This is a genomic window from Chitinophaga sp. Cy-1792, assembly GCF_011752935.1.
Classification (GTDB): Bacteria; Bacteroidota; Bacteroidia; order Chitinophagales; family Chitinophagaceae; genus Chitinophaga.
This window is the reverse complement of sequence record NZ_VWWO01000002.1, coordinates 1,498,916-1,524,552: the sequence shown is the minus strand read 5'-3', so window position 1 is coordinate 1,524,552 and position 25,637 is coordinate 1,498,916. Positions and strand designations below refer to the sequence as shown.

23 protein-coding genes are annotated in these 25,637 nt (G+C 44.9%); 8 read left to right on the top strand and 15 right to left on the bottom strand.

Annotation, left to right across the window (positions count from 1 at the left end; genetic code table 11):
- Positions 1-57 precede the first annotated feature (57 nt).
- From F3J22_RS20460 to F3J22_RS20440, 5 genes are all read left to right on the top strand, one after another.
- Positions 58-1,203 carry an NAD(P)/FAD-dependent oxidoreductase gene (locus F3J22_RS20460; protein WP_205195473.1) on the top strand — a complete coding sequence of 382 codons (1,146 nt, stop codon included), beginning with the start codon at positions 58-60 and terminating at the stop codon, positions 1,201-1,203.
- Positions 1,204-1,239: 36 nt separating this feature from the next.
- The gene (locus tag F3J22_RS20455) at positions 1,240-2,415 is read left to right on the top strand and encodes a macrolide family glycosyltransferase (RefSeq protein ID WP_167019792.1); all 1,176 of its coding nucleotides are present in this window, start codon (positions 1,240-1,242) and stop codon (positions 2,413-2,415) included.
- Positions 2,416-2,532: 117 nt separating this feature from the next.
- Positions 2,533-3,108 (top strand): Crp/Fnr family transcriptional regulator, encoded by a 576-nt coding sequence (locus tag F3J22_RS20450; protein ID WP_167019791.1) that lies wholly within the window; start codon positions 2,533-2,535, stop codon positions 3,106-3,108.
- A 151-nt stretch (positions 3,109-3,259) separates the two neighbouring features.
- Positions 3,260-3,619, top strand: a complete 360-nt coding sequence (locus tag F3J22_RS20445; RefSeq protein ID WP_167019790.1) for a DUF1801 domain-containing protein — start codon at positions 3,260-3,262, stop codon at positions 3,617-3,619.
- A 5-nt stretch (positions 3,620-3,624) separates the two neighbouring features.
- Positions 3,625-4,110 (top strand): DUF4199 domain-containing protein, encoded by a 486-nt coding sequence (locus tag F3J22_RS20440; RefSeq protein WP_167019789.1) that lies wholly within the window; start codon positions 3,625-3,627, stop codon positions 4,108-4,110.
- Between the two features lie 95 nt (positions 4,111-4,205).
- Here F3J22_RS20440 and F3J22_RS20435 read toward each other — a convergent pair whose 3' ends face one another.
- The 13 genes from F3J22_RS20435 to F3J22_RS20375 form a co-directional block, all read right to left on the bottom strand.
- Positions 4,206-5,684: a S41 family peptidase gene (locus tag F3J22_RS20435; protein ID WP_167019788.1), complete on the bottom strand. Its 1,479-nt coding sequence runs from the start codon at positions 5,682-5,684 to the stop codon at positions 4,206-4,208.
- Positions 5,685-5,746: 62 nt separating this feature from the next.
- Positions 5,747-7,066: a DNA mismatch repair protein gene (locus tag F3J22_RS20430; protein WP_167019787.1), complete on the bottom strand. Its 1,320-nt coding sequence runs from the start codon at positions 7,064-7,066 to the stop codon at positions 5,747-5,749.
- Positions 7,063-8,376 carry a DNA mismatch repair protein gene (locus tag F3J22_RS20425; RefSeq protein WP_167019786.1) on the bottom strand — a complete coding sequence of 438 codons (1,314 nt, stop codon included), beginning with the start codon at positions 8,374-8,376 and terminating at the stop codon, positions 7,063-7,065. The genes F3J22_RS20430 and F3J22_RS20425 overlap by 4 nt, the downstream gene beginning before the upstream one ends.
- Positions 8,377-8,410: 34 nt before the next feature.
- Positions 8,411-10,735: a Gldg family protein gene (locus tag F3J22_RS20420; protein WP_167019785.1), complete on the bottom strand. Its 2,325-nt coding sequence runs from the start codon at positions 10,733-10,735 to the stop codon at positions 8,411-8,413.
- On the bottom strand, positions 10,735-11,670 hold the full coding sequence (locus tag F3J22_RS20415; RefSeq protein WP_167019784.1) for an ABC transporter ATP-binding protein: 936 nt from the start codon (positions 11,668-11,670) through the stop codon (positions 10,735-10,737). The genes F3J22_RS20420 and F3J22_RS20415 overlap by 1 nt, the downstream gene beginning before the upstream one ends.
- Before the next feature lie 29 nt (positions 11,671-11,699).
- A complete protein-coding gene (locus F3J22_RS20410) occupies positions 11,700-12,485 on the bottom strand; it encodes a hypothetical protein (RefSeq protein WP_167019783.1) in 786 nt (261 codons plus the stop codon).
- Between the two features lie 6 nt (positions 12,486-12,491).
- Complete coding sequence (locus F3J22_RS20405) at positions 12,492-13,940, bottom strand: RagB/SusD family nutrient uptake outer membrane protein (RefSeq protein WP_167019782.1); 1,449 nt, start codon at positions 13,938-13,940, stop codon at positions 12,492-12,494.
- A 10-nt stretch (positions 13,941-13,950) separates the two neighbouring features.
- Positions 13,951-17,250, bottom strand: a complete 3,300-nt coding sequence (locus tag F3J22_RS20400; RefSeq protein WP_167019781.1) for a SusC/RagA family TonB-linked outer membrane protein — start codon at positions 17,248-17,250, stop codon at positions 13,951-13,953.
- A 229-nt stretch (positions 17,251-17,479) separates the two neighbouring features.
- Positions 17,480-18,688 carry a FecR family protein gene (locus F3J22_RS20395; RefSeq protein ID WP_167019780.1) on the bottom strand — a complete coding sequence of 403 codons (1,209 nt, stop codon included), beginning with the start codon at positions 18,686-18,688 and terminating at the stop codon, positions 17,480-17,482.
- A 63-nt stretch (positions 18,689-18,751) separates the two neighbouring features.
- A complete protein-coding gene (locus F3J22_RS20390; RefSeq protein WP_167019779.1) occupies positions 18,752-19,339 on the bottom strand; it encodes an RNA polymerase sigma-70 factor in 588 nt (195 codons plus the stop codon).
- A 70-nt stretch (positions 19,340-19,409) separates the two neighbouring features.
- The gene (locus F3J22_RS20385) at positions 19,410-20,270 is read right to left on the bottom strand and encodes an RNA polymerase sigma-70 factor (RefSeq protein ID WP_205195465.1); all 861 of its coding nucleotides are present in this window, start codon (positions 20,268-20,270) and stop codon (positions 19,410-19,412) included.
- A complete protein-coding gene (locus tag F3J22_RS20380; protein ID WP_167019778.1) occupies positions 20,267-20,842 on the bottom strand; it encodes a carboxymuconolactone decarboxylase family protein in 576 nt (191 codons plus the stop codon). Before F3J22_RS20380 ends, F3J22_RS20385 begins: the two co-directional genes overlap by 4 nt.
- Before the next feature lie 114 nt (positions 20,843-20,956).
- The gene (locus tag F3J22_RS20375) at positions 20,957-21,655 is read right to left on the bottom strand and encodes a hypothetical protein (RefSeq protein ID WP_167019777.1); all 699 of its coding nucleotides are present in this window, start codon (positions 21,653-21,655) and stop codon (positions 20,957-20,959) included.
- 242 nt (positions 21,656-21,897) lie between these two features.
- On the opposite strand from F3J22_RS20375, the gene F3J22_RS20370 reads away from it, so the two are divergent.
- Positions 21,898-22,323 (top strand): EthD family reductase, encoded by a 426-nt coding sequence (locus tag F3J22_RS20370; RefSeq protein ID WP_167019776.1) that lies wholly within the window; start codon positions 21,898-21,900, stop codon positions 22,321-22,323.
- 105 nt (positions 22,324-22,428) lie between these two features.
- On the opposite strand, the gene F3J22_RS20365 is transcribed toward F3J22_RS20370, so the two are convergent.
- Positions 22,429-23,550 (bottom strand): agmatine/peptidylarginine deiminase, encoded by a 1,122-nt coding sequence (locus F3J22_RS20365; RefSeq protein WP_205195463.1) that lies wholly within the window; start codon positions 23,548-23,550, stop codon positions 22,429-22,431.
- A gap of 90 nt (positions 23,551-23,640) precedes the next feature.
- Positions 23,641-24,474 (bottom strand): GyrI-like domain-containing protein, encoded by an 834-nt coding sequence (locus F3J22_RS20360; protein ID WP_167019774.1) that lies wholly within the window; start codon positions 24,472-24,474, stop codon positions 23,641-23,643.
- A gap of 223 nt (positions 24,475-24,697) precedes the next feature.
- Here F3J22_RS20360 and F3J22_RS20355 point away from each other — a divergent pair, with 223 nt between their 5' ends.
- A complete protein-coding gene (locus F3J22_RS20355) occupies positions 24,698-24,949 on the top strand; it encodes an MBL fold metallo-hydrolase (RefSeq protein WP_167019773.1) in 252 nt (83 codons plus the stop codon).
- The gene (locus tag F3J22_RS20350) at positions 24,939-25,568 is read left to right on the top strand and encodes a hypothetical protein (protein ID WP_167019772.1); all 630 of its coding nucleotides are present in this window, start codon (positions 24,939-24,941) and stop codon (positions 25,566-25,568) included. The genes F3J22_RS20355 and F3J22_RS20350 overlap by 11 nt, the downstream gene beginning before the upstream one ends.
- The last annotated feature ends 69 nt before the right edge of the window (positions 25,569-25,637 follow it).

Genomic DNA, 25,637 nt, shown 5'->3' with positions numbered 1-25,637 from the left:
AAACGGTTATTTTATACATAAATGTACATCTACCTTTGCAATTATAAATCACACAATATGTTAACTGACAATAAAAATATTGCTATAATAGGTGGTGGCCCGGGCGGACTATTACTGGCAAGATTGCTACAGATGAAAGGCGTTTCCGTTAAGGTGTATGAAAGAGACGAAAATGAAGCGGCACGGGTGCAGGGCGCCACGCTCGATCTCCACTACCACGGTGGTTTACGGGCGATGAAAGCGGCAGGTCTCTTACCCGCTTTTAAAGCGTACTACCGGCCAGGCGCTGAAAAAGGCCGTGTTATAGACAAAGATGGCAACATCCTGTACGACGAGCATAATAATCCGGCCACCGGTACTGATTTCGACAGTGAATATGCCAGACCGGAAATAGACCGCGGCGATCTGAGAAATATCCTGCTGGCCGCTCTTCAACCAGGCACAGTAGCGTGGAATAAGCAATTTCAAAGTATGTCGGCAGCCGGCAACCAATGGCTGTTACAATTTAAAGATGGCAGCACTGACATGGCCGATATCGTTATCGGTGCGGATGGCGCTAATTCCAGGATAAGGCCTTATCTCCTCACAACACCTCCCGTTTATGCAGGCACTATCATTTTTCAGGGCAATGTACCTGATGCTGCCAATACTATTCCGGAAGTGAACCAGTTATTAAAAGGCGGGAAAATCTATGTTTATGCAGATGAGAAATTTCTGCACATATCATCCAAAGGTGATGGTAGTATAGATTTTTATGTCAGTATGAAAAAACCGGAAGACTGGCGACCAGATATCTCAGATAAAGCTAAGTCCTGTGCCTGGTTTACCACTGAATTCCCTGGCTGGAACCCGCTCTGGCTATCGCTCGTTGAAAACATGCAGCTACCTATGCTCATGCGTCCGCAATACTGCATGTCGTTGGAAGAAAATCTGCCCTCTTTCGCAAACCTTACCCTGCTGGGCGATGCAGCACATGTTATGCCGCCATCCGGAGAAGGCGTCAACCTCGCCATGCTGGATGCGCTGGAGTTATGCGGGCACCTCACCGGTGATAAGGATAACGATTTAAAGGCTGCCTTAGCAGCATATCAGCACGCGATGCAACATAGGGCTAAAGAAGAAGCCATATTGTCCATGGAAATGTTGCACTGGATGCATGAGGAACATGCCGGGCAGGTATTCCTGGAGAAATATTGCGGGTAGCCAAAATATTGCTGCCTGACGTTCGTCATCAATAATATGTCGAACGTATTATTCTTAGGTATGCCCACACACGGGCACATCAATCCTACATTAGGACTCGTACATGAATTAACCCGCCGCGGCGAAAAGGTATATTATTTTGCATCGGAATATTTCCGCGCGAAACTCGAAGCGGCCGGCGCCATTTTTTTCGCCTACAATGAAGACCTCGATATATTCAAGGGTGGCGGCAAATCCAGCTCCGGCGGCGGTTTATTGAGTGTAACAAGCAAAGCTCCTTCCGTTATTGCAGATATATTAACCCAGACGACGGGGATAAAATTCGATTACCTTATCCATTCTGCGGCATTTCCTTTTACAGCGGCCATGGTGCAGATGCTGGGAATACCTTCCGTTTCTTCGCTGGCCGTCTTTGCAGGACTGGACCGGTTCAGGAACATGCCAGCCAGTATACTCCCACCCGATATATCAGAAAATTACAACGCGGTATCGAGGCAGTTGAAAGAAGCCTTTGGCATTACCATGCCGGAGAATCCGATGGAAATGATGCTCTATAACAGTCCGTTAAAACTCGTATATACCTCCCGATATTTTGCCCCACCATCAGCTTACCTGGATGAGAGCTGCCGTTTCGTTGGGCCACCGGTTTTTGAAAGACAGGAAGATCTCCATTTCCCATTTGAAAAACTGTCTGGCAAACGTGTGCTGTATATCTCCCTGGGAACCATTTTCGGCGTATATGACACCAGTTTGTACGAACAGTTCCTGGCAGCTTTCAGGGATTGGAACGGAATAGTTGTAATGACAGCCCACGGTGCCAGCCTGGATACCATGGCGTTTCCGGACCATTTCATCGTGCGGGACTATGTACCACAGAATGCATTGCTCAAACACACGACTGTGGCCATCACCCATGCCGGCATGAACAGTATGAGTGACCTGGTAAGCAATGAAGTGCCGTTTGTCTGTCTGCCGTTAGGCGCAGACCAGCCCTTACTGGCGGCACGCGCTGCATCGCTGGGCGCTACTATCAACCTGGATGTACAACAGCTTACGCCCGATCTGCTGAAAAATGCGGTAAATGAAGTCATAGCCGATCCCGCATATTGCGAAGCGATCCAAAAGATCAATGCATCATTTAAAGCCGCTGGTGGGTATAGGAAAGCGGCAGATGAGATATTTTCGTTTATGGGCAAGGCAGGAAATAAATAAGTCTGGCCGGGGATTTAAACGTGTGTCGTATTCTCCCCACTTTTTGTCGGCTTAGCCTTCATCTATTGCTGGTATTTCCTGGAGATTTGTATTATATTTTAATACAATCAGCGATTTATGAGTAAGGAGATTTTCTTTCAGCAAATCCGGAAATACTACCCCATATCAGCCGAGGCAGCAGCAGACTGGGATGCATTGCTGCGGCCACGAATTTATGGGAAGCATGATTACCTCATCAAAGAAGGTCAGGTACCGGGCAAGGTATCTTTTATCTGTAAAGGGCTTGCCTATCAATCCTACTTTCCGGATGAAGGTGAAATGATAATAAAATATTTCTTCCCGGAAAACAGGTTTGCAGCCTCTGTGGTAGCCACCATGACCCAAACTCCCAGCCGATTCTCTATTATAGCGATAGAAGAAACGGAAGTACTGGAATATGATTTTGCCAGTTTCAGAAAACTGGTAGAGCGTCATAACGACCTCGCACTTTTTTATATTAACTATCTCGAAAAACACTGGGTAATCGAAAAAGAACCACTGGAGATTTCCTTTCGCACGGACACTGCCGCTAAGAGATATGAAGGTTTCCTGGAAACCTACAAGCCCATCCTTTCCCGTTTAAAAAAATATCATATAGCATCTTACCTTGGCATAACCGCCACACAGTTAAGCCGGATAATTGCAGGAAAGTAATTCCTCCATTTCAACATTTGTAAATTTTTTTGTCCCCACTGCCAGCTAATTTCGTTCTTACCTGAACCGGACAGCTTTCTGGAAGTCTGTACTGACCTATATTATTTTCAACACGGCAATTCCGGTTATTGCTGACATAAACGATTTTATTATGGCAAAGACAATTAAAGCAGATGATTTCTTCTCCGACCTCAATCATCCGAAAAAACAAGAAATGAAGGCTCTCCGACAACTCATCCTGGAGGTGGACCCTTCCATTACCGAAGAAGTTAAATGGGGTGGTCCCAGCTTTTACTACAAAGGCGACATAGCGACCATCAGTCCCCGCGTTAAAGAACAGGCAGTACTGGTATTTCATCAGGCTGATATACTGACAGGCCATCCTATACTCGAACCTGCTCCTAAAGGAAAGGCCTATGCCAGGTTTGGCAGCATGGCAGAGGTAAAAGCCAAAAGTAATGACCTGAAGGCGGTTATAAAAGAATGGATGCAAATAATGGACAAAAAATGAGACCTATGGCAACCTATAAAATTGAAGGCAAATGGGCGGTGATATTTTTTGCTATGTATCTTGCATGGATTACATTGGAAAAGACACTAGGATTTCATTCTACCCGAATCGCCTATCAGCCTGTGGTTTCGGTAATGGTGCTGATCCCTTCATTTCTCCTTTATCGCTCCGCCATCATAGACAAAAGAAAGAAATATTTTCATGACAGCATTTCCTTTAAGCAAGCGTTTAAATCAGGCATGATATTAACCTTCTTCGTCATCCTGCTTAGTCCGCTTAGTCAGATGATCGCCATGAATCTATTATCGCCGGATTTCTTTACAAATATGCGCAATTTTGCAATTAACACGCAGGGAATGAGTGAGCTGGAAGCTAATACCAGGCTGAACATCCGTGCTTATATTATCGCAAGTATTTTCGGTGGCCTGATTACCGGACTGATTTTTTCACTGCTCATCGCTGCATTTGTCAGGACAAAAAAATCAACGTAGCTGGCATAAAAAAGCCTCGAAAGAAATTTCTTTCAAGGCTTTTTCATCTAAGTATTGGTTATCAGGAGGGGGGGCTGGGGTAATAATTTCGGCTTTTACTTTCCGGCTTTGATGAGATCCATCGTATACTGAATCTCCGGATCTTTGCCGGCACGGATATACTGCTGAAACGCTTCAAACGTCAGCTCCTTATCGGGCAGGCAACCCCGCCCGTTATCCTGTTTAGCCTTCATAAAATATATTTCACTCATAGGTACGGTTAACTTACTTTTTGTTTTAGGCAGTGTATAGGTATTGAACCATGCTGCGGTCGTAGAAGCCTCACCGCTGCCGGTTTCGGAGCCTACCAGTATGCCACGGCCATTGTTCTTCACCAGAGCAGCAAAATAGGTGGCCGCACTTACCGTTCCTCCGCTGGTCAACACATAGACGTTACCTTTAAAATTATTTTTATCCGGTGGATAATTGGATATAGAACCTTCTGTCAGCCGTGCATTACCATAGTAAAATCCGGCGGCACTATCGTAATCGAAACGTTGCCTGAGGAAGTTAGCGGTTTGCGTTACCTCTTCTTCACTCATCTTGGTACCATATCCATTCAACAGGTTTTCGGAATCGTGCAGTTCGATGTTTTTTGTCCGGTAATTGAAAACATTATCGAACGGACGTAAGGCCACAAAGGAATACAGCAGTGCCGACATATTCGGATTACCTCCACCATTGGAACGGATATCGATAATAACGTTATTGATATTGCGTTTCTTTACTTCTGCAAAAAAATCACTCAACTCCTTATACATCGCATTTTCCTGCAGCATGAATGTGAGTACGGTGAGGATTGCGGTAGATTCCTTGTCCTGGTATTCTTTGGTAACATAGGCACGTTTCAGGAAGGAATTAAAAGGCAGCTCTCCCAGGCTTCTGTTATGGTACCCGGTTTTAGCGTCAACGGCTTTTAATTGTATGGTATTGGTAGTTTTAGCGCCATATTCCTTATATACGACCTCATAGCTGGTAGATTCGGGAAAGACAAGGCTGATGAACAAGCTCAGGTTTGTTGTTGTGCGCTCCGCCCCTGTTTTGATAAAACCATCGCTATAGGTAGCATAGTTGATTTCACTCAGAATTTTGGTGGCAGGCATCTTATTAATACTCAGGATCTCTGCACCAAATGGGATTACTTCTCCTTTGGCATTCACAATGATCCTGTCTTTAAACGTAGTGGTAGCCAGTGGAAAATGGTTAATACCATAGAAAATACCAATAACACGCTCCTCCTCGTAATCCAGCTTCAGGTGCACATCATTGAATAACTGTACAGGCGAATACCGTAAAGCACTTAACAGAGAAGGGTCCTTATCCAGGCGGTTCATCAGGGAGTCCATCTTTCTGTTAAAGGTGGTAGTGTCGGTAAATTTGTATGGATTGGGATGTTGTTTCTTCAACAGCTCCACCGCATATTTAAAATCGTCTTTCAGGTCTTGCCTGGAAAAGCCCGTAAATGGCTGTACCTGAGCCATGGCAGTAGTGGAAAGTAGGGACATAAGTATCCCTGAGGCAAATATTTGCTTCATGCTAATTGTAGTTTTAATAAGTAGAAATCAGGCGGCATGCAGCCGCGGTTTAATCAGGCAGGTTACCTTTTATTGATCAGCGCAATAATACCTTCGTTTTCGATAATCATCATGCCCTGGCGGTCTTCGGTAATGCCTTCCTGCAAGGTATAGGTATACCTCGGCACATTTCCCTCCAGTACGGTAGGCATATACCTGAACTGCACGTTGGGTAAATCTTTCAGTGCTTCACCAACTTCTATAATATGGGTAGACACTATAAACAGGCAGTTATTGTATTCGGCAAATCCTTCTGTCACTGCCAGTGTACCGTCAAAGGCATCTTTCACATTGGTACCTTTAAACAATTCATCAAACATCAGCAGGAGGTGTTCGCCGGTAGCCGCTGCCAACGCGGCGTCCTTCACCCTTACCACTTCTGCGTAGAAATGGCTGTACCCCATCGCAATGTTGTCCGCCACATTGATACTGGAGAAAATGCCTTCCCGTACGGAAAAAACCATTTCACCGGCGGCAACCGGAAAACCGATATGCGCCATATACATACTGATACCAATGGATTTCATCCAGGTCGACTTCCCCGCCATATTGGCGCCAGTAAGGAACACGACATTACTCCCCTCCTGCATGGTCAGGTCGTTGCCGACAGCCTTCAATATACAGGGATGCCTGAGGTTTCGGGCATGTAAGATATTTTCTTCTTTCTCCACAGCCCTGGCATAACAGAAATGTCGTTCACGTGATACATTACTAACGGCGATGTATACATCTGTTTCAGCAATGAACTGCAACACATCTTTCATGGCGGCGTTGTACCTGTTGCGCAACAGGAAATCATATTCAGCTACCGTTTGGGTCGACATGTTCTTGTAGATGTCGCTGTCCACGATTCTGCGGATATCTTTTTGCTCCATGATAGCCAGCAAGGCCTGCACACGGCCCTGCAACGGACCATTTTCCATTTTCAGCAATGTGAGCAACCCATAGCATTTTTTCAGTGTAACGATCGTTGCCTGGAGCTGCAGTAACGTATTTTTGAAACGACCATCTTTTGTGAGGGCAGCCAGGAACTTCTGCAGGTGCAGGTCTGCCGTCACCGCCCATTGCGATTTATCTGCGGTAGCGTCAATATATTCCCGCATCAGCGCTACCTGGTCAGGTTCAAAAGGAAATGTAATAGCCCGGGCTTCAAAAAATCCAAACACTGCTACCCTCGTGTTGATGGCGGCAGCATCATTTAACGGATGCGCAAACATGTCATCCATCAATTTCTCCCCGATACGGGTCCTGACTTTATTGAATAAAAAGTATACTGATCCCTGCCGGAATTTCCCCATCAGGTTCAGTTCCCCTACTGACTGACGATCTATTTTAAAACTCATAATTGCTTTTTTAACCGTTTTCCGCCTTTGTTTCCCTTCCGGAGAATATCCAGTATACCTTCATTATTGATAATGATCATACCGTGCTTATCATTGGTAACACCTTCCTGTAAGGTATAGGTATATTCAGGCACCGATCCGTTCATTACCGTAGGAAGAAAATAAAACGCGGCACTCTCTTTTTTCCGCAACTCATCTGCCGCTTCAATGATATGAGAGGAGATGATGAATTTACTGTCTGTCCGGTTGGTAAAGGCCGTACAAACTGCCAGGGTACCTTCCAGGGCATCCTTTACGTTCGTACCCCTGAATAGTTCATCGAAAAGTACAAACAGTGCTTTCCCTTCGCTGAGTTCCTGCCCGATTTTTTTCACCCGTAATACTTCCGCATAAAAATGACTGGCACCGATGCCCAGGTTATCCGGCAGGTTGATAGTAGTGTATACACCATCCATCACCGAAAACTCCATAGCAGCAGCAGCTACCGGGAAGCCCATATGAGCGATGTAAACAGCAGTACTAAAAGAGCGCAGAAAGGTAGACTTTCCCGCCATGTTGGCGCCGGTAAGGAATACCAGGTTACGGGAAGGTGTCATATGAAGACTGTTGGCAACAGCATTCTTTAAAAGTGGATGGTAAACCCCATCCACTTTTAAAATACTGGTACCTTTCGGGTGTACCACCGGGAATACCATATTATGCTTACGTGTAACCGCTGCAACAGAAACATATACATCGATATGATAAATAAACTGTAGCAACTGTAATACCTTCTGTTTCTCTTTATTGCGTATCAGCACATCAAAGGCGGTAACGGCGGCGAACGAAATCCTCGCATTGGGCTTTTCGTTAAACACCGGTATAAATGCAGGATCATTCAACAGGCCGGCAGCTGCCTTTCGTTCGTCCTCCAGCTCTTTCACCGAGGCTATTTCCGGGGATTCCAGGTACTGTCTGAGCCTGTGAAAAAGATCAATTACTGAAATAATCCCATGCTGTATTTCCTTCTCGCTGAGGGAGACTTTTGTGCCACCATCCGGGTTATCATCAAAAGAGATGTATTTCTCCGCCTGGTCCAGCAAAACACCATCGAAAGGAAAGGTGGCATTCATTTTCACAAAAGCCTCGATTGTATTGATCCGTCTAATGATGGCATCCCTGTTGTTCAGCGGTTTTCTGAACATGGCTTCCATAATGGTTTGACCGCCACGGGTAAAGGAATGGTTATATATATCGTATATACCTGGAGTGTCGGCCTTCGAAAACAAGCGCAGGTCATCTATCGTCTGCGTATCTGTCTGCAAATACATAATTATACTTTTTATAAAACAATTAAGTCTCCCGCTATTTGCGTTTTCTTCTTATCAATATCACGATACCTGCGGCAAGGATAAAGGCAGGCACTATATATTGCAAGGTCATCTTCATTGTTTTCGCCGGGGCTTTTCTGATGGTCAGCCATATATCCTTCGGCAGCGCGAAATTGTGATAAACAGGATATTCATTATCTACAGCATAGCTGTAGAATGCATTGCCATAATCCTGACCATCCCCTCTGATAACAGACATCATATCTGCATCGCTGGAAATGATAATCTTCTGCATTTTGTTACCGATTTTCCGGGTGAGCTCCAGTCCCACCGCATAAGGTGCTTCTGTTCTGTAGTCACCTTCCGCTGCATTGAATACCGGTGCTGCGGAATCGACCACCAGCAGGCCTTTTTCCACCCAGGTACCCGGTTCATTTTTTATGGTGGTAATCTGTTCTACCTTAAATCCGCTGGTATCTGAATACGTCAGGGCACTTGCCCCGGTAATAGCGGTATAGCAGGCATTTACAATACCATTTTTGAAATAGAAAAATTTCTCCTCATCTGCCATATCTATCCCTTTCCTGGAAATCAATCCACCAAATTTAGTTGGCAAGTCATGCGGGTTAGGTCTCACGATAGTACCTTCCTCTGCATTCACGCCTACATGGTTCAGGATAGCGTTCATGATAAATTGTTTGCCGGGTTCTGTATAGAACATAGCATTTCCACCGCGGTCGATATACTGTTTTACGCTGTCAATGATAGTTTTATCCAGTATAGATTTAGGATCAGAGATGACCAGCACGTCTTCAGAACGGAATGCGCCGGCACCTACGGCTGTAATAGTATCGAAATTCAGGCCCAGGTTGATCAGTGCTTTCCGGTTTGATTTATTGACAGTATGATTGCCATATTCCCGCTCACCAGACTTCAGTGGCGAACGCTCAAAGTGGCCCGACAAAAATTTAAAAATAGGAGTAGTATCATGCATTAAACGCAACAGTGTACCGGAAACATTCTTTTCACTTGGAAAAATCTCCGGGTCCTGGTAGGTTCTCAGCCACTCCTTTTTCCCTTTATACTCCACCTGCATGAGCAAACCTTTGGCCTCTTCATCCAAATCCACGATTTGCTTTATTTCCGCCGGTGTTTTGTATAAAGAGAGATCTGTTTTGTTCATTTCTGCGTACTTCTCTGCTATTTCTACCAGCGACTTACCAGGGAACATTTGATATATAGAACTATCTCCCTTGTTAACATCATAGTAATACACATATTCAAACTCCATATTATTGTAGAAGCGGCGGTACTTCGCCCAGAAGTTCCACAAATAGCTGTTACGCGCATTTGGCAACCCATCTTTCAGGTTATAACCTAACAGGTTGGTATAAAGCGTTACTTTAACCGGCGACCCATCCAGTTTTTTCAATACACCCTGTGTATTTTCATGCAGTGTATTGGTTTTACCTCTGGTTACATCCCAATAGCCAATCAGTCCATGACGGGAAGAAACGACGAGGATCACTACCGTTATCACGAATACCGACAGGTACCTGCCAGCTGATACACGCCACGACTTCGACTCTGTAACAGATTTGGTCTTAATGATGGTGAAAATGATAAACAGGGCAATAATACTGACGAAGTAGAGGAGGTCTTTGGTGGTAATCAGACCAGCTAACAAATTTTCTGCTCTTCCGGAACTGGAAAGGAAATAAGTTATATCCCTTAAATAGTCTGTACCCTGGAATACCAGGCCCAATGCCGAGAGCCCTACCAATACTACAAAAGTACCAATGCCAGCCACAATCGGATAAGTTGTTAAACTGGAGATATACATACCTATTGCCACGTACATAGCCGCCAGCAGGAAGAAACCCAGTAACATAGAAAGTATATGCAGCAACTCTACATCCTTAATGGAAAAAGTCAGGATGGTTAATTCTACCATGAATATCAGGATCATAATGCATACGAAGCTGTATACGCCCAGGAACTTGCCCAGGATGATCTGACGTGTTTTCAAAGGTGATGAATGCAACAGTTTAATGGTACCACCGGCATATTCCCTGTTGATCACGCCCATTGTCAGCAGTGGAATGAACAGAAAGAAGATCATCATTACCGTGTCGATCCCCTTCCCGATCACTATTTTTGTCAGCGGCAAATTGAGAAATCCCGGGAAAGCATTTCCCTGCAGTTCCAGGAAGGCATCCTGCTGTACTGCCATATCCGTCAGGTTTCCCATAATGATGCCCGCGCTGGACATCAGGAATAATATCAATACAAACCATGCAATCGGAGAAAAGAAAAAATACCGTAATTCCGCCCGCGCTATATTAAAAACTGCTCTCATTAGTGTAGGATTGAAGAAGAATTTGATGATAATTGTTTAAACACATCGTCCATACCGGAAGACTCTGTGTGAATAGCCGTGAGGCGCCAGTTTTTCTCTGTACTTTTTTTCACTATTCTTTCCGCCAGGTCTTCGTTGGGAAGAAAATAGATCCTGCAACGGTTATCGGGCAGCATCTCTACTTTCTGTACATCTTCCAGCGCCAGCAATTCTTCGGGTGCAGGCATATGCAACATTCTGGCCACCATGGTATTGGGTTGCAGGATATTATTGAAAGCATCCAGGCTGTCGGAGAATACTACCTGACCGGCTTCGATCATGATGATTTCCTTTGCGAGCAGGTTAATTTCCGATAACACATGCGACGACAACAATACCGCGCGGTCCTGTGCTATTTCACGGATCAGCTTCCGGGCTTCGATGATCTGGTTAGGGTCCAGGCCATTGGTAGGTTCATCGAGGATCACCATTTTGGGCTTATTAATGATAGATTGCGCGATGCCTACCCGCTGACGATAGCCACCAGAGAGGTTTTTAATCAGGCGTGATCTCATCTGTGTAATGGTAGTTTTCTCCAGCACCTCATCCACAGCCCCTTTGATCAAACGTCTGTCCATCAGCCTGAGCTGCGCGGCATACTCCAGGTACTCCTGAACAGTGAAGTCGAGGTACAGCGGTGCCTGCTGCGGCAAAAAGCCAATCTGCTTTTTATATTCGACAGGATCGTCCTTGAAGTTTAATCCATTGATAGATACATTGCCATCCGTTTGCAGCAAGGTGCCACAGATAATATTCATGGTAGTGGATTTGCCGGCACCGTTAGAGCCCAGCAGTCCTACCACACCGGTATCATTGATCTCAAAATTTATCTCGCGTATGGCCCATGTACTGGCATACTTATGCGATAGGTTTTCCACCTTTAATATAGGTTGCATATAAAGTTGCTTAGAATTAAAAATTGGGTTTAGAAATGACCGATACTTTTTGCCTTGGCGACAAAATTGCCTTCAGCCGTCCAGGTTCCTGTTACGATCATTGTCCGCGGTCTGAACAGCCACATGGTATTCTGCACAGTAGATCCCGGAGGGCTGTTGGTTTCTGTCATAGTGGCCAGCACCGTGCCTGTTGCGTGATCTCTTACCTCAAAACGGAATTTCTTTACAGATACATTCACAGGAACCTTTTTAAAATCCGACAGTGCCTCATAAGCGAGATCGGAGACCATGGTTTCCGCTACAGGCTCCAGCTGAACAACATCTACTGATCTGTTTTCAAAAAGATTGATAACCCGCAGATAAGCCACACTATCGTTTACACTATGATGTGGCAATTGCTCTTTTACCGTTTTCTGTTTCACCTTGCCGGGACTACCATAAACAAAGTGTGTAAAGATGCCGCCAGCCTCCAGTTGGAGGCTGGTTTTCACAAAAGGTGCATTGAGTGTATCGTAATTTCTATATAGCGTAACCGGCTGGTCCATTTTATCAGTTGCATAATCGAAAGAGCTGCAGTTATTGATAAAAGCCAGTTTCCCGTATAAGGCGGGTTGCGTTTTGCCAAAGTAGGCAGATAAAACCGACAGCGTATCATTGATCCCATTGACAATCGTCAAAGATGCGGGATAGATTTCCGGCCGTTGTTCTTTCTTACAGGAAGTTGCTAATATCAGCATCATTCCGGCGAAAACAGTTGTCTTCAAAATTTTATTATAGCTGGATTTAAACATCTTACTCAGTTTAATAGTGATCATGTTTACCTAATAACCTTCATTCTGGGAGAGATTGTTGGCATAGCGTATTTCCTCCGGAGGAATAGGATAAAGCAGTTCATGTGCGCTCCATGGCTGTTTATAAGATATCGCACCAAGAATATCTGTAGCCTTGTTCGTTCTTTTCAGGTCCATCCAGCGGTGCCCCCATTCAGCAAAAAGCTCTATGCGTCTTTCCTGCGCAATGGCATCAATTGTCTGCTGGTCTGTTAAGGTATACGGCAGATCATTCAATCCGGCACGTCGTCTGATAGTATTCAGGTCATCAATAGTCGCGTTTTTATTGGCGGCATTCCGTAGCATATTTGCTTCTGCACGTACCAGGTACATCTCTGCAAGCCGCATCACCACATAGTATTCAGACCTGTATCCATTAAAAGCAAAGTTGCTCCTGTTAATTTTATACTTTGCCGCGAAGGAGCCCGGCAGCCCACCATCCACAGGCAGGGTCCATGCTGTTTTCCTGTTATCGCCTGTTTCAAAGGCATTCAGCAACATGGGCGTGAGATATCTGTTCGACAGGACAAATTCTTCCGGAGTGGCATTACCTCTCGTTATCATTGTATTGTTCTGCTTTAACTGGAAAATAACTTCCTTACTGGCGATGGTGAACACATTATTCAGCGGTTCCAGTTGAAACAGGTCTGTACGGCCGATCACTGCATTCGCATGTTGCCAGGCCTTTTCATAATCTTTGGTATACAGATACACCCTGGCCAGCATTGCTTCTACATACCATTTATTAATCCGGATACGCTCCACATTATTACCTTCATAATTTTCTGAAAGATAACCGGACGCCTCTTCGAGGTCGTTGATGATCTGCTGGTAAACAGCAGCCGGTGTAGCGGAAGGGAGGCCCTGCGTATCATTATGATCAATAGATAATGCCAGTGGAATTTTTTCGAAGATGTTTACCAGGTAGAAAAAACTCATAGCCCGTACTGCCAGTGCTTCGCCCAGCACTCTTTTACGGTATTCCGGCGTATATTGCTTGGAGGTAGCAGCTCTTGTACCCTGTATCAGGGCATTGGCATTGAAGACACCCTTAAATGCCGACCGCCATATTTTTGTAGAATAGCCCAGGTTCTGTAATGTAATTTTGTTGGTTGTTTCCACATAATACAGGTAATCTCCACCCAGTGCAGGATGATACAATTCATCAGCAGAATGCGCGGCTGCCACCGTAATTCCGCCGGCACTATACAGATCAGCGCCCAGCATATCCTCAGAATTGGATTCGTTTACACCCCCGTTAATCAGATAGGAATACAGCCCGTTTAACGCGATAGATGCCTGTTCATCACTCTGGAATACCTGGTTGGTAGTAATGGAATTTATCGGATCTTTTATATCCAGCATTTTATTGCAACCAGCCAGCAAGAGGCCTGACAATAAAATACCGGATCCTATTATATTGAAAGCAGTTCTTTTCATACGATTGATTTTAGAAACTTAATCTCAGGTTAGCGGCAATCCTTCTGATCTGCGGCGTCAGACCTAATTCAACATCAGATACCCTGTATTGCGAGAGTTTAAAAATCTTGGAAGAATTCAGGGATACACTTCCCTGCTTCATACCTACCCGCTTTACCCATGCAGCCGGCAGCAGGTACGACAGACTCAGATTATCCAGGCTGAGATAAGATCCTTTCACATAGTAGCCATCAGAACCTGACAAGCTATTACTGTTCGTGGTGGTGTATTTAGGATACAGCACTTTATCTCCTGGCTGCTGCCAGTGGCTGTTTACAATTTCATCGTACAACACCCGGTTACTTCTGGTTCCATAACCCATGTCACTCAGCTGGTCTGCTACCAGTGAATTTTCGTAGCTAAATTGTGCATCCAGCGACAATACGCGTTTAAAATCTACCCTAAAGCCCATTCCTCCGTAATACTTAGGATTCAGGTCAATAATTTTGTAATGGTCGTCCACTTTGGTATCTGGATAATTAACACCGCCACCTCCTTGTTGTCTGATACCATCGCCATTGTAATCTTCAAATTCAGGTACTCCTGTCATAGGGTTGATGCCTATATAGTGAGAATATGCCCTTGCTGTTACAGAAGCCCCGATTTTATACATATCCTTGTAGGGAGAATTTTCCAGTCCCGGAAAAGCGACCAGCGTGTTGGTATTCCTGCTGATATGGAAACGTGCAGTTACGCCCCAGGTATCTGTGTTAATGATAGTTCCATCCAGCATCAGTTCTACTCCCCTGTTGCGGATAACTGCAGGCCAGTTGCCCATTACAGCTGAAAATCCGGTAAATTCAGGTGTGGTAATACTTGTTAGCTGCTTCCCATCCAGGTTGTTGTAGAAGTTACCCTCAACATTCAACCTGTTGTTAAAGAATCCAAGACGGGCGCCTACTTCAAACTTGCTGGAGCTCGACCAGCTATATTGCTGGTTGACCGGTTGTACGAGGGTGTAAATTGTCTGATCGTCATAGTCAGGCAGCTTGGTATACACACCATTGTAAGTGTTTGACCAACGGGAGAGGTACTGATAATCTCCTATGTTTGCATTCCCCATGACGCCATAGGTAGATCTGAGCTTGGCAAATGACAGCCATTTCAGGCCGGCGTTCTTAAACCATTCTTCATTAGACAGAATCCACGATACCCCTGCTGATCCGAAGTTGCCAAATCTCGCACCACTACCAAAACGCGAAGAGCCGTCTCTTCTGCCGTTAAGGCTGATGATATATTTATTTTCCCAGTCGAAGCCTATGGTCGCCAGCAGTGAAGCCACTTTCAGCTGGGCGTAGTTATTCGATGACTGTAATACCTGCGCATTTGCATAGCTTTTAATGAGATTATCATTAGAAAACATCAGCCCCATGATAGAGGTTGCATCCTGGTCTGCGTAGCTATAGTCGGCCGCCAGGGAAGCATTTAATTTAGCGCCGCCAAACAGTTTAACATAGTTGATATTGGGCCTTATCAGCAAGCTTTTACCTAAACCTATACCATACATGGCGAAGCTGATAGGATTGGTAATCGGGTCTTTGCCGGCAACAGGTAAATAGTACCCGGATTTATTGCTGAAAAATTCACCGCTCACACGGACACCAGCTGTCAGATCTTTGATGATTTCATAGGTAAAACCCACATTCATCTGGCTTTTCAAGGTCTGATTCTCTCCCCAGTTATTTATACCCTGGAATGGATAATTGCTGGTATTCTGTATCCTGTAAGGAATAAAATTATATTGGCCGGTGCTGTCATAAATCCAGGGTGCATTGGGAGGAAGGGAAAAATAGTCAATCGTGGCAGCAGATTCATTATTGGAATAGCTGTTATTGGTAGAAAGATCTACCATCAGCTTACCATTAGGACTGCGGTGGTTGAATGAAACTCCTAATGTCAGGCGGTCATTACCCCTGCCACTGTTGTACATTTCCGTGGTGGAGGTATACCCTACGCTCACACGGTAGGTATTCTGCAGCAATCCACCTTCTACAGACAGCTGCACATCATCAGACTGTGCATTCTTAAAGAAGGTTCGTTGCCAGTCGGTGTAGCTTTTCTGGTCCCAGACAGAGAGATCAGGAGTTCTGTCGGGCGCAGGCAGTGCAACATCATTCATCAAAGCCTCCTTTCTCATGGCCAGGTATTGTTCTGTGTTCATCAGGTTCATATAGCGTTGCACGCCTGAAAACACTTTGGAGTAGCTGACATTAAACCGGGTTGGACCGGGTTTGCCTTTCTTGGTCGTAATAAGGATTACACCGTTTGCTCCCCTGGAACCGTATAACGCAGTGGCATCCGCATCTTTCAGCACATCTACGCTTTCAATATCCAGTGGATTAATCATATACAATGGATTTTCAGAAATGGAATAACCACCATTAACAGGCATATTTCCAGCCGGATTTACAGACAACGTAGCAATCGGCAGCCCATCCACTACATACAGTGGGTCGGAGAACATATCCTGGTTCAATACGTTCCTACCGCGGAGTTCTACTTTCCTGTTGGATGCGGTGTTGGTTACCTGTCCGATGCGCAGGCCCGGTACGCGGCCGGCGAGTGCGTCGAGCACATTCACGACCGGCTGCCTTTCAATATCGCTGGCTTTCACCGTGGAGATATTGGCTGTACCGGTTCTTTTGTTGGTAGTACCCAGCACAGTGATCTGTACTTCATCCAGTTTATTTTGGGAGAGTATCATCTCCGTACTATAGGATTTAGCACTCATCATCTGGTCTGTGATGGTAAAAAAATGGTCTACGTAACCGATGTAGCTGATACGTACCTGGTCGCCCACCTTTGCCGGAAACTTCACGGAGCCACTGCCTGCCGTGAGATAGTTACGCTTGTCAGACAGATTGCTGATGGTAGCACTGCCCAGTGGCGTGAAACCAGAAGAAAAGACAAAAACATTTATCTGCTCCTGTTTTGTTTTCGCTGTATCAGCTGGCTGGTCAACGGATACAGGGCGGGCGTCTTTCTGAGACACCAGGATATTTTTATCGACGATTTTGTAGGTCAGCGACTGATGCTCAAAAACTTTGGTGAGAAAGGCGCCCAGGTCTATTCCCCGGGCGCTGATGGTGACAGGTTTCGCCACAGATAAGGCGGATGCTTTGTAAAGAAAAACATAGTCGGTTTGTGATTCTACGGCAGCAAAAACTTTTTCCAAAGCAACGTTTTTGCCGTTAAAATTGATGTTCTGAGAAAAGCCTCTGGCAGAAACCTGTAACAGAGCGGCGGTAAGGAGGAAGAATGTTAGCTTCATGACTAACAGCGATTTGGTTGAGCCACGTTTCCATATATAGGGAACCCGTATGCAATAAAAAATATTTAGCATAGCTTTGCATAGGCCGTCCCGGTCAGCTGGGACGGCATGTTTAAGTGAAAAAATAAACAGTCCTTAACCTGATTGTAGTTATTACATTGCTTGAACATCCGCCGGAAGTGTCGCGAGCACTTCCGGTTTTCATTTAAGCAACTATTTCTAAGACGCGCTATTTTACATATAAAGTATTCCCTTTCAATTCGAAATTAACGTCCATTGTTTCCAGGACTTTTAACACATCAGACAAGTTGGTATTGCGGTGCATTTTTCCTTTAAAGATTACATTCTCTGGTTTTCCAATATATTGTACATCGATATTGTACCAGCGTTCCAGCTGGCGCATGACACTGTATAAATCCTGACCATCAAAATTAAAGAGGCCATTTTTCCAGGCTATAATATTACTTGCATCAGGCGTTTCCGTTATAGTGAGTGCTGCTCCTGCGGCTCCATCCGGTTTGCTCAAAACCCCTGTCTGACCAGGCACGAGTACCTGGGCCTTAGGGGCATTCATAGTGCCGGGCAATGGCGTTACTTTTACAGCGCCGGTAAGTAATGTAGTGCGGACAGTATTTTCGTTATCATATGAGTTGATATTAAATGAAGTCCCCAGTACTTCGAGTTTTAGCTGGTCAGCTTCCACTACAAAGGGTTGCCAGCTTTTACTGGCTACTTCAAAATAAATCTCTCCTTTAATTTTCACCCTGCGTTCCCGTCCCTTGAAAGCGACAGGATATTGTATGGATGAACCGGCATTCAGCCAGACTTCCGTTCCATCCGGAAGAATAACATGGTACTGACGGCCATTAGGAGTGGTTACTGTATTATAGGCCGTTTCATCTGTGGCAGAAGTGGCATCGTATTTCAGTTCATTGTTGGCCAGGGAAACCTGCGTACCGTTTTGGGTGGCGATCCTGCCTTCACCCAGACTGTCCAGCACCAGTTGCGTACCGTCTGCCAGGGTGAGGATAGCGCCATTTTTACCTGGCAGGATATCCTGCTGGGTCGATTTTTGGCTGAACCACCTGGTATTTTGTCCGGGATGAGTCAGAAAGAAATAGGTAGAGATGCCAAACACCAGCAGCAGCACGGCTGCAGCCCATTTCCAGCTATGGTGTATCATCCTTCGTATATTCGACCGCGTAGGTTTATCAGCAAGAAAACGCGCCAGGGCGGCCTCTTCATCAAAGCGCGCCATCGCCCGTACCTGTTGCTGTTGTACATCAGCATCGTTCAATTCCATCCATAACTGCCGGTTTTCATCACTGGCCGCGATCCATTCATCCAGCTGCTCCTGCTCCGTGGCCGTCAGCAGGCCCTGTTGGGAGCGGGAAATCAATGCTGCAATGAAAAAAGGATCGTTTGAAGAAGACACCATGTCCTAACTGTTTATATTATTACAACATGGTATCCCGATCGTACTAAAGGAAAAGAAAAAAAATTATGATTGGTGGGAAAATAACAGGAATAAAGTGATGACAGCCGGCGACAAACGCATTCTCAATAGCTTCATGCCCCTGGTTTTCTGATTTTTTACTGTCTGAAGGGAAATCGAAAGCGTGGCCGCAATTTCTTCGTTTTTGAGTCCTTCTATATAACTCATGCGGACGATCTTGCCGCATTGCTCGGGCAGATTGCTTATTTCCCGGTAAATGACCCTGAAAACCTCTGTGCGGATGATTTCCATATCTTCTGCTGTTCCGGACGTTTCCTGCTCTGAGAGAAATTTCGCCTGGCGTTCGCCACGGTGCTGCGCTCCTTTAAGAAAATTAAGGGTAGCATTACGGGTAGCTTTGTAAAGGTAATCCTTCAGATGCCGGAGATCTTCGAAGGTATTGGGCTTCTCCCACAATTTCTCGAAGACATCCTGTACAATATCCTCCGCATGACCGGGCTCGCCGATGATAGATTCGGCGTAATGGCAAAGCGCACTGTAATACTCCCTGAATACATAAGAATAGTGTACTGTATCCCCTGAAGTCAATCCCTGCAATAGTTGGCACTCATTATTAGTAGGTTTCCGCGACAAAATAGCAACCCGATTTTAGTTGAAACGTAAAAATAATTAAAAAATCGGGCTATCATAAAAATTGGTAATGCTACCTGGCCAGTTCTGCTAATTTATCTAGTCTGGTGAGCTTTTCAGGATTTGCTATCGCATAGATATGGGTAATTTTCCCGTTTTCCACCACAAAGCTGGCTACGGCAAAGCCACCATTGGCCTCAATACTGGCTCCCGGTTCACCATTAAGCCATAAGGTGGCTGCGGTCATCTCCCGGTTGGCCCGCAGGAGCAGATTGGCTATCACCGTATTTCCATGAACCGGCGCTTTAGCTGCAGGTACAATCCCGCCACCATCGGCCACCAGTGTAACATCCGGTGCCAATACTTCCAGTAGTTGCTGCAGCTGGCCGGTACGTAATGCGGCCAGGAAGCGCTCTACCACACGCTGTTGCTCCGTTCTGCTTACCGGTTCACGCTGTCGCCTGGTGGCCACATGTTCCCGCGCCCTTTTCGCGATCTGCCGGATGGTAACGGCAGGCTTATCAATGATATGGGAAATCTCGTCGTAGGATATATTAAAAACCTCGCGCAATACGAATACAGCGCGTTCTACAGGTCCCAGGCTCTCCAGCACAATCAGCATGGCGATGGAAACATTCTCAGACAACTCCAGTTTATCTGCCACCTCAGGGTTAATCAGGAGTGGCTCTGGCAGCCACTCTCCTACATAGTCTTCCCGGCGGCGCGACAACGTCCGCATCCAGTTAAGCGCCTGCCGCGTGACCATACGTATAAGGTATGCACGCGGCTCAAGCACCTGGGATTGATCGACCTTATCCCACCGGAGCCATGTTTCCTGGAGTACATCTTCGGCATCTGTCGCCGAGCCAAGCATCTCATAGGCGACGGTGAACAACAGGTTCCGGTGGGTAATAAAAGGGTCCTGGTTTATCATTTCAATACTACACCGGATTTGCCGGTACGTTTAGTCAAAGGAATTTCGCAGGCATCTGAATAGCCCTGGGAGCTGATACCATGGGCGGTATTTACCCTCGTAGATAAATTAGCAAATCCAATGAGGGCTGTCAGCTCCACCAATGCTGCCGGACCTAACTGTGCCAGCAGTCTTGCCGACAATTCATCGGTCACTGCGACCGGAGTGCTCGTCATTGCCTCCGCATACTCCATCACGGCGCGTTCCAGTGGTGTAAATACGGTTGACTCCCTCCAACATGGCACCTGGCTGGCTTTGTGCAGGTCCAGGCCTTTGTTGATAGCCTGAAAATACCCGATATCCAGGCACCAGCTGCAGCCTATCATGGCCGCCACTGCCATATGTGCAAATGACTTGAGATGCTCGTCACAGGCATCCCATTCCATTACCCGGCCTCCCATTTCCAGACTAGCGGCACCTACTTTAGGGTTGTGCCATACCACTTCCACTGGTTCCGGAATGCGGCCAAACTGCCTGATCATATGCTCCCTGAGCTCAGCAGGAAGGGTGGCTTTCGGAATACGATGTGTCATAATAAATTCCTCCTTGGGTTTTGTTATATACATAGAGACACCGGTGGAGGAAGTAATGTGACAAGGCTGGCAGAAAATAATAAATTTTTTTACAGATATGCAGATACCTGCTTTTTATTCTTCTCCGGTGAGCACTCTCCGAATAGCAGGGATCTGATCTACTTCTCCCGGTACTAAGTCCAGCTGCTCAATAGAAAGATTTCTGGCATAGCGGCAAAACATCAGCAATAAAATTGCTTCAGCTACTTCAGCAGAAAGCGCGAAATACTTTTTCAACTGTGCAGGATTATATCTCAGGGTAATACCATCAAAACCCCAGTCCCATCTTTCCGAATTACCCAAACCACCTTCAGACAGCTTTCTGTATAAAACAGCTACGGATTCATGGTAGTGCTTTACGGCTTCTTCCATCTCAGGATAAAAGGCTTTAGCGAACCGTGAAGAAAGAATACCGGTGTCCTTATCCATTATTTTATGCCAGTCAACAGTTGTTATTTCCTGTTGCCAGTCATACTCCTCCATTTTATAAACGGAATAGTAAATAGCGCCGAGTCCTAACTCCAGCGCATGTTTCAGTGTCGAAAATGCTTGCCGGTAAAACCCTAAGGACATGTTCATTGATGCTGCTTCCAATAGTTCACTGACAGTAGTCAGCATCTTGTTTTCGCTGGTATTTGTCAATATCTGTGCGAATGTAAAAACACAGGAAGACATACGATGGGCCTTTTCAAACAACTCCTCTTCCTTTACTGACTCCTTAAATATTGCCTGGGATTCACTGTTAATGCGGTTCAAATACTCATTAATACTCATAAAATTCTGCTACGGGTTAATAATAAAAAGTTAACGATTAAGATATGGTCTTGCAATCTCTAAAATCAAATTTACAGAAAGTGGTTAAATATCTGGCATTTGTTATATTGAAAAAGTTGGAAAATTACGTATAGCCGTAGACATAGAATTTATTTTGAAAACGGGAATCAGACCCTTTCGGATTTGATTCCCGTTAATATTCAAAATAAATTAAGTACTTTTTAGCTCAAATCTAACTAATCATGGTACTTAGACTTACCCTATCATTTTTGCTGTTAACCACTTCTTTTGTTGCATTTAGCCAGGAAAAGCGTTCCGGAAAATTCGAAAAACACAATACTATGGCTGAAAAGGGCTTAATTAAGATATCCGTCATGTACCCATATGCAGAAGGCAAAACCTTCAATATGGAATACTATGAGACTAAGCACATGCCTACGGTAGCAGGCTATCTAGGCTCAAATCTTGTTAAATATACTATTGAGAAAGGGCTTTCGAGTGGCGTTCCTAACCAACCTTTACCTTATATGGCTATCGGCACTTTTTATGTAAAAAGTTTAAGTGAATACCAGGCAGCCATCGCTCCAAACAGGGACGCGATTCTTGCAGATTTTGCAAACTATACCAATGTGACGCCTGTTATCCTGGTAAGTGAAATTGTAAAATAAGGCAAACTATAACAGGGCCCGGTATGAAGATCAAATGGCCGGTTGATAACCTCCGGCATTTGCTCAGATCTGCAGTGGTTGCACCGCTTGCATGTCTATGTAACACTATTTAGTCGAACTTATTTGCAATGGTTGTTGCTGGGTGACACAATGGATCATACCTCCGTTGGCAAACAGATTGCGACAATCAATTCCTACCACTTTTTTGTCCGGATAGAGTTGCTGAATAATTCCCATGGCAACTGCATCATTGGGATCATTATAATTCGGTACCAATACTACCCTGTTGGCGATATAATAATTAATATAGGAGGCTTTTCCCAGGTTCTTGCCATAGGTAGTCATCACTTCATTTTGGGTAAGCGGTACCTGCACGATTTTATAAGGAACAGACGCCTTATTGGTAGCGGCGTATAATTTGCTTATATCCGCTGTTGGCACCTGCCAATAATCCAGGTCATTCGCATTCATGGTGATAATCGTGGAAGCATTTGCAAATCGTGCAAAACCATCGATATGCATATCTGTAATATCCAATCCTGCCTTACCTTCCAGCCAGATAAACCTGGTGATGCCCAGGTATTTACTGAAGATATCTTCTGCCTGTTGTTGGGTCATACCCGGATTCCTGTTTGCATTCAGAACAGAACTTTTGCATGCCATCAGCACTCCCTGTCCATCAATTTCTACACTACCACCTTCGTTAATCATTGTGGTATTGAGGTCGATTGATTTTATGTGGATATCTGCAGCGATTTTCCCGGGAATAGCATCACAATTCCTGTAATCCGCTTTTCTTCCCCAGCCATTAAAACCCCAATCTTCAATCAGGATCTGGCCATTATTATCTTTTACAAAGATGGGACCGTTATCCCTGATCCACACATCATCAGTCGGAAAAATCCGAAAATCTACATTATTCAAAGGCACGCCAGCCTCTTCCAGTAAAGCACTTATACGCTCCTGTTCCGTCTTGTCATAGGCGATGAGATGAACCTTTTCGCTTTGTACCAGCGCTTTTGTCATGGCTACCCAGGTAGGATCCAAACGATTCCGGTAGGTTTTACCGTATTGATATTGGTGAGGCCATTGAAGCCATGTACCTTCATGCGGACTGGATTCTTCCGGCATAGTATATACGATAGTAGTGTCAACAGGCTGCTGGGTACTAACCTCTTTGGTACATGAAAATAACATGGACGGTAGCAGAAGCAGTAGGCTTTCCATTTTACGCATAATTAAGTATGTAAGATGTATTTTAGAATACAGCAAAGCTATTGCAATGAGCAGCCGCATTGTTGTCCGAAATTGACAATCTTACCTAAGTGGTAAAAGTATGCCTGTCAGCTGATCCTCAATAGCCTCGGTATTGTCTGGATGCCTGATGTAATGTTCAATGATGGACGTATGGCCAAATTCCAGGTCTGACTCCAATATCCAGCCTGCATAAATATTCTTGTACGTTTCTTCTATTGTCTCATAGGATCCTTTATGAATAAACTGCGCGTAACGGCCACCTAGTATCATTTTTGAAGGAAGTATCCTGTTAGGCGGCTGTTCAGTGGCGCAGGCATCATACCTGCACTTCAGTTCTGATGTGATTAATGGTTCATCTGCTATGATTCCATAGTATGCAGTGGAAACAGGAAATTCATTTTCCAGGAATCGCTCCCATAATTGTTCAATCATTGTATACTCATATGGCAAAAAAGCGCTTTCATAACAGACCTTCACAGGTGGGAAATAAATAATCTCAGGTTGCAGGGAGCTTTCAGACTCAACGGGCTGGATGCCGGCATCACTGAATAAAAGCGTTTTACTCAGTTTCGCTTCTTTTGGGGAGCAGTGGAAGCATTCTTTAAATGCCTTTGAAAAGGAAGCCAGGCTTTCAAAACCAACCTTAAACGCAATATCAGTAATGCTATCTTTCGTGTATAGCATTAACTTATAGGCATTCTCCAACCTGATACGCTTCTGATAAGCACCTATCGTTTCGTTGCAGGTGTATTTGAAGATGCGCTGAATATTTCTGTAGGAATAGTGAGAAACCGCTTCCAGTTGCTTTATGGAAATATCCTGGTCATAATGCTGCTCAATGAGGTGAAGCACATTGTAAACGCATTCCAGATTCACTGACCTGTTTTCATCCATATATCAGGTGCTATTTGGTACAAATTTCAGTAAAACCCTGTAGAAAATCATGCATTTGCATTTTTTATATAACATTTAGGGAGATGCATACCTGTGGGTTAATATCTCTGCCTGATGTGGCGACAAAATCATAGTCCGTTATTAACCAGCTAGCTGTTGGTACAGGTGATGCGGGGTTGATTATCTGTTAAAACAAGCATTACAAAAAAATCCCTATATTCAGGTGCCTGCTAACGGACTTTATTGGCTAAAGCTGGCGATCGACAACAATGTGAATTTGAGTGGCACTGTACAAAAAGCGGTGCTGATTGATGCCGGAATTGGGAATGCCCAGGCGGATAAGATCAAAAAATACATGAAGAAAATGGGTATTAGCAAACTGAATTACACCGTCCTGTCCCATTATAACCAGGATCATTTCGGTGGTTTCGCAAAGTTGTTAAGGACCTACAAAACCATTCCGTATGAAGTTTAACAATCGACCAGCACCCGATCTTTATGCCCCGTATGCGACAGAAGCTAATCCGGCTTATTTCGAAAAAATCCATGACGTAGAATGGCGTGGGCAATTACAATCTTCCACAGGTGGCAGAAAGTTCAGGATAAAATTCTACGGCGAACTGTTCACCTGGGAAGTGAAGCAAAAAGAAGCCCACCTGGAAGCGCACCGCCGCAATTATGGCAACAACTTCAACGGCCTTATTGCAAATACAACGGAGGCCCCCGAGCTAATTTATGCAGAAGATGCGGTCACCGGGGAAACAATACTACTTTTTGATGGTAGCAAACATGGCTATGACAACCTGTTTAACAATGAATGGGACCTTCATAAAATGCCTCCACGCAATGCAGATAAAGTATATAAAGATGCAGCAGGTAACGAGATATTTGAGGTAGTGGTATGTACCTTCAACAATATCGATTATGAAGATGAAGCCGAAGGATTCTTACAAAATAATGGACTTATCAGGTTATTGGATGGCAGAGAGGTAGATATCCCTTACCTTCAGCGCAACGGCTTCGATGGTATTTCAATCCTATTATACGATGATGAACGGAACATGGTAATGGTGCATCAAAGAGAGCTGGCGTAGTATCCTTTTAGATTCGTTTTGTATAATTTATTTTTTAATGGTAAAAACAAGAAAGCCGCGTAAAAACTG